This window comes from Elusimicrobiaceae bacterium (assembly GCA_028700325.1).
Taxonomy (GTDB): Bacteria; Elusimicrobiota; Elusimicrobia; order Elusimicrobiales; family Elusimicrobiaceae; genus JAQVSV01.
Genome location: JAQVSV010000109.1, coordinates 1 through 5,191 on the forward strand (window position 1 = coordinate 1; position 5,191 = coordinate 5,191).

6 protein-coding genes are annotated in these 5,191 nt (G+C 57.1%); 3 read left to right on the forward strand and 3 right to left on the reverse strand.

Going from position 1 to position 5,191, the window contains the following annotated elements; genetic code table 11:
- Together PHW69_09740 and PHW69_09745 are read left to right on the forward strand one after the other, a co-directional pair.
- Positions 1 to 267: hypothetical protein (locus PHW69_09740; protein MDD4005463.1), on the forward strand; the 267-nt coding region annotated here is incomplete at its 5' end.
- A complete protein-coding gene (locus PHW69_09745) occupies positions 267 to 1,037 on the forward strand; it encodes a hypothetical protein (protein MDD4005464.1) in 771 nt (256 codons plus the stop codon). The genes PHW69_09740 and PHW69_09745, both read left to right, overlap by 1 nt.
- Positions 1,038 to 1,043: 6 nt before the next feature.
- Here the strand turns inward: PHW69_09745 and PHW69_09750 are convergent, their stop codons facing one another.
- Positions 1,044 to 2,216, reverse strand: coding sequence for a glycosyltransferase 87 family protein (locus tag PHW69_09750; GenBank protein MDD4005465.1), 1,173 nt, complete (start codon positions 2,214 to 2,216; stop codon positions 1,044 to 1,046).
- A 129-nt stretch (positions 2,217 to 2,345) separates the two neighbouring features.
- Between PHW69_09750 and PHW69_09755 the strand changes: the two genes are divergently transcribed.
- Positions 2,346 to 3,698 carry an acetate kinase gene (locus tag PHW69_09755; GenBank protein MDD4005466.1) on the forward strand — a complete coding sequence of 451 codons (1,353 nt, stop codon included), beginning with the start codon at positions 2,346 to 2,348 and terminating at the stop codon, positions 3,696 to 3,698.
- A gap of 172 nt (positions 3,699 to 3,870) precedes the next feature.
- Here PHW69_09755 and PHW69_09760 read toward each other — a convergent pair whose 3' ends face one another.
- Positions 3,871 to 4,722, reverse strand: a complete 852-nt coding sequence (locus PHW69_09760; GenBank protein MDD4005467.1) for a hypothetical protein — start codon at positions 4,720 to 4,722, stop codon at positions 3,871 to 3,873.
- Positions 4,706 to 5,191: TrkA C-terminal domain-containing protein (locus PHW69_09765; GenBank protein MDD4005468.1), on the reverse strand; the 486-nt coding region annotated here is incomplete at its 5' end. The genes PHW69_09760 and PHW69_09765, both read right to left, overlap by 17 nt.

Below are 5,191 nucleotides of genomic sequence, written 5' to 3' on the forward strand. Positions count from 1 at the left end.
CTCCTGTCGTCGGTGGTGATCGCGGTTGTTTTCTGGACGCTGGGGCACTTCCTGCCGGAAGTTGATTTTCTGGCCCGGAAGCTGGGCGGGCTGACGGGCATGGTTTTAAAACCGTTTTTGTATATCGTGCCGAACATGACGATTTTCGCCGTAAACGATACCGCGGCGCCGTTTCCGGGCTGGCATGTGCTGGCGGGTTACGCGGGGTTTTATTCCCTGGTCTGCCTGGCGTTCGCCTGGGCGCTGTTTCGCAGGAAGGAGTTTTGATGCAGGCGGCGCGGGCAGACAGGGTTTTTTATTGTGCGCTGGCCGCCCTGTCCGTGCTGTTTTTAGCCGCGCAGCAGCATGCGGCCGGATTCAGAAGGCATTATCCTCCCGTAAACGAAATCACGGCCGCGCCGGACGCGGCGATGGAAACCCTCGGGTTCGTGTCGTTCGGGCTGCGCCGGCTGGGTTCGGATATAAGCTTCATCAGGCTCATGCAGTACTACGGCACGAAAGAGGGCGTAAGCGGCGAGATGGCCGAGTATGCCATGTACGGGCTGGCGGAGCGGCAGGTTTCGCTTTATGACAAGGGCAGTTACCCGCAGCTGTACGATCGGGCCCGGCGGGTGCTTTTTCTGGATCCGTACAATAAATTCGCCGCGCTGTACGCGTCCTGTTCGCTGGCGTTCAATCTCGACCGGCCGGACGAGGCTTTGCGGCTTTTGTTTTTCGCGCGCCGGTATATGCCGCTGGATACGGGTTATAACGCCTGCATCGCGGCGATCGGGTTTTCAAAGGCCCGGAATCCGCAGCAGGCGGCGGATCTGCTTGACGGAGCGGTGAACGATCCCGACTGTCCCTCCATGGTAAAACAGCTGGCCGCGTTTCTGAACAAGCGCATCAAACGCTATTCGCGCGCCTACGCGATTTATCAGGATCTTTATCTTACTTCGAAAGACGCGGGTTATGTGAAGAATTCGCGCGAGCAGATGATCAGACTGCTGCCGGTATTAAAGAAAGAGGGTCTTCCCGTTCCTCCCCCCGCCCGCTGATTCATGTTAATTCGCGTTGTGCAGCGCCTGTTGCCGGGCGGCTTGCAGCACGAACACCAGCAGCAGCCCGATTATCAGCGGCGACAGCATCACGCTGGTGAACTGGTTGATATAGGCTTTCGGCACCAGAATCAGCGCGAACAGCATGCAGAATACGTCGTCGAGCGGGTCCGGCGGATCGGTGTTGATGTAATAAAACAGCGGGATGAAAAAATACAGCAGCCTGTAATCGGCCGACAGATAGGGCAGCAGTGTCATGCAGCAGACGAGTATCGCCAGTTCCATCCACACTTGCCGGGCGTATTTGAAAAACCCGAGCATGGCCGCGCCGAATATCGCCATAACCGCCAGCAGATATGAATTGAGCACAAGTGCCGTATGATTGCGCAGAAAATCCGGGCTGAAAGCGCGCAGCACGGTTCTTACCGCGCCGAACAGGCTGTGCCGGCAGAGCAGTCCGATCGGGCCGGTCACATATTGCTGACAGTATGCGTCGAGGCAGAGCCTGTGGTTGTGCCAGTTCCGCGCGAACCCGCCGGGCAGCAGGGCATAGCTGCCAGCCGTTAACGCCGCGGCCAGCGCAAGCGCGAGCAGGGCGCAGCGGTACTGCCTGCGTTTCACGAACAGGAGCAGGAATATGGCGGGCAAAGGGTTCAGCGCCATGGCTATCGCCAGCGCAGCGGCGCTGGCGGCGTAACGGCGGGCGTTCAGCAGGCCGACGGACAGGACGAGCGCTGAAAAAACGATTATTTCCAGATGCGCCCTGTCGAACGCGAACAGAACCGGGTAGTTCAAAATGCCAAGCGTGATGATTCCGGCAATCCGCCACGGCAGTGGGAACCGCTTGAGGCTGAACGCCGCATAGCCCAGCATGGCGGCGGCGAACAGCATGAGCAGGACAAACAGGCCGGTTTCCGCGTCGGCCCGGGCCAGCAGCCGTACCGCCTGTTTCAAAAACGGGAAATGCGCGTTGGTAAATTTAATCTTTCCGTAGGGGTCTTTGCTGTATTTGTGTTCGTTGATGAAATCGTTATAGCGGTCGTGCGGCGAAAACAGGAAAGTGCCGTACTGGTAACCGGCGGGTTCGCCCGCTCCGATAAAGGCGTGGTAACCGGCCGCCAGGGCCATGCCGGCCAGAGTCAGCGCGATAATGGTTTTAAGTTTTTGCAGGCTTTGCACAGATTTATTATAACAATTCGCCAAACCAGGCCTGTGCCCTGTTTGTTTTTTTGCGCAATATTGTAAAATGGAATCAGTTGTCGAGGTTTGCTACCACCATAATGCGTCTACAAAAGAGGAATCACTCCAATGAGAATACTTTGTCTTAACTGCGGCAGTTCATCGCTTAAATACCTTCTTTATGACTGGCAAAAGAAAACCACGCTCGCCAGCGGGCTGGTCGAGCGCGTCACAGGCACAGGCTCTTTCATCAAACACAGCATGCCTGGCCGGGAAGAGGTCATTATTAACAAGGACTGCCCCACCCATCAAACCGCCATTCAGCTTGTGATGGACACGCTGATCCATCCGCAGCACGGCGTCATAAAATCGCCCGAAGAAGTGAGCGCGGTCGGCCACCGCGTGGTGCATGGCGGCGAGAAATTCACCAAATCCGTCATTATCACCGACGAAGTGTTTGCCAGGATCTGCGAAACCTCCGATCTGGCGCCCCTGCATAACCCGCCCAACATCATGGGCATCGAATCCGCCCGGAAAGTTATGCCTGACGCGCCGCACATGGCCATTATGGACACCGCCTGGCACCAGACCATGCCTCAGCACTCCTACCTTTACGCCGTGCCTTACAAGTGGTATGAAAAATACGGGATCCGGCGGTACGGGTTCCACGGTACTTCTTTTCTGTATACCGCCAAACGCGCGGCGGTGCTGCTGGGCAAAAATCCGTTCGAATGCAATCTGATCATCTGCCATATAGGCAACGGCGCTTCCATCAACGCGGTAAAAAACGGGGTTTCCGTTGATACCAGCATGGGGCTTACTCCGCTTGAAGGGCTGATCATGGGCACCCGCAGCGGCGATATGGATCCCGCGATCGGCTATTACATCATGGACAAGGAAGGCTGCTCCGGCGCGGAAATGCTTAATATCCTGAATAAAAAATGCGGAGTGCTGGGCATCACTGAAAAGTATGTGGACCGGCGCGATATAGAGGATAAAGCCGAAAAGGGCGACGTGCGCTGCAAACTGGCTATCGAGATGGAAGGTTACCGGATGAAAAAATATATCGGGGCTTATGCCGCCGCTTTGGGGCGGGTGGACGCCGTGGTGTTCACTGCCGGAGTGGGCGAGATGGGCGCGCCGATCCGAGAAGAAGCGCTTAAGGGGCTTGAATTCATGGGTCTTAAGTTCGACGCCGGGCGCAATAACGCCGCCATGACGCGCAATTGCGAATCGCGCATTTCGGCGGACGGTTCCGCCGTGCAGGCGTTCGTCATTCCCACCGACGAGGAGATTGTGTTCGTTGAGGATGTGGTCGGACTGCTGGAAAACCGGTACGACGAGCATACCCGTTTCGAGTACACGTTCCAGCGGCCTGATTACCGCAATTCACTGCGCGACGAGGAGTTTAAACGCCAGTTGAAAAAGAAACCGTGGCTGTTAAAGGCGGCGGTCAATCTGCCGGACGGCATTACCGCCTGACCCGCAGGTGTTTTAATAGGAAAGAAGCCCCCGTGCCGCGGGGGCTTTCTTTTTGAAGGGTTTATGGCAACTACCGGCCTGCCATGCGTTGAGCAGAGCCGCCGCGCCAGTCAACGCCGGATAGTGAAGGCGGTTTTTTCGGTTTTTTGCTTCGTATAGTATGCGGATTGAACTATCGCCGCGCGTGTAAAACAAAACTGGTTTTACCGGTCTGATCCGGGGCTGAACGTATATCACGCGCTTTTAGGCATTGGAGCAAAGCGGCCGTATCGCGTTTCACTGTTTCAGGGTCAGGGCCGGTTCGCACCGATATTTCAAAATACTGCGCCTCGTTGTAAAGCCACATTTCAATGGTTGTTTCGGGCAACGTGGCGCAGCCGGTTTTCCAGGTCGAAGAATAAGCCGGGCCGACGGGTTCCAGTTTGTTCCAGGGGATTTTTTTCCTGCCCAGCATGGCCGGCATCTTGCGCTGGAGCGGGCTGAACGCTTGCGCCGGGTCGCCTGATAACGCCTTCGCCGCCGACTGTTCCGTTATTTTCAGGCCGAGCGAAGTGGTGAGTTTTTTCATGCCGGGCGCACTGTCAAATTCCACTTTAAAATCTTTTGCTTCCAGCAGTTCGACAGGCATCGCTGCCGGCGCCGGGGAAAACTTTACGGTTGTTTCGGCGCGGTTGCGGCTCAGGCTCAGGCGCAGCACCACTCCCTGTCCGAGGCAGGCGCGGTCAGGCGTGTCGAAAAAATAAATTTTCCGCTGTTTTTCGGGGTGGGCGGGATCCAGCCCCAGTTTTTTCAATACCACGTTTGCCGGCCCGGCCAGGCGCACTTTGAATTCGGTTTTTGGTGCGGGTTGTTCGGGTTTTTGCGGTTCAATGACCGGATCGGTTTGCGCAAGCTGTTTCCGGTATTCCTCAAAAGTTAAGCAGGCCGCATCCTGCTCGGCGCAGAATGAGCGGGTTGTCGTAAACAGCGGCAGCGCGGCAAGCAAGGCCGCACCGGCGCAAAACCGGTTAAAAAAGTTCTTCATCGGGTTGGGCAGCCTGTTGCTGAGGCTGGTCGGGTTCGGATTCTGCGTCAGGGAAACACAGCCGGTCAACGCGGTTTTGCAGAGCTGCGGTTTCCGGGCTGGTGCCAAGGGCGACAAGCGTGTCGCCCTCCGCCAGCTCTGTTTCGGCGGACGGATTGATTTCGTACGTTTCGCCGCCAGCTCTGCACAGCGCCACTATCAGTGCCGGGAGCTTGCCGTCGCCCTCCAGCTGGCCGACCGTAACGCCGGCGGAAGCCGGGATGTTGATATCGCCGAAGCGGTAACTGCTGTTCTTGTCCTTGATCATCCAGTCAAGAAACCCTACGGCGGTAGGCCGCAGCATTTCCGACACCATGCGCAGCGCGCCTATCCGGTCCTGCCGGATAACCGAGCTGGCGCCGCTGCGCAGCAGTTTTTTGCTGCTGTCTTCGCTGAGCTGGCGCGTGATTATCCGCGCTTCGGGGTTGAG

Excerpts from the sequence above, each read along its gene's own strand:
- PHW69_09760 (MDD4005467.1), bottom strand. The coding sequence starts at position 4,722 with ATGAAGAACTTTTTTAACCGGTTTTGCGCCGGTGCGGCCTTGCTTGCC.
- PHW69_09755 (MDD4005466.1), top strand. The coding sequence starts at position 2,346 with ATGAGAATACTTTGTCTTAACTGCGGCAGTTCATCGCTTAAATACCTT.
- PHW69_09745 (MDD4005464.1), top strand. The coding sequence starts at position 267 with ATGCAGGCGGCGCGGGCAGACAGGGTTTTTTATTGTGCGCTGGCCGCC.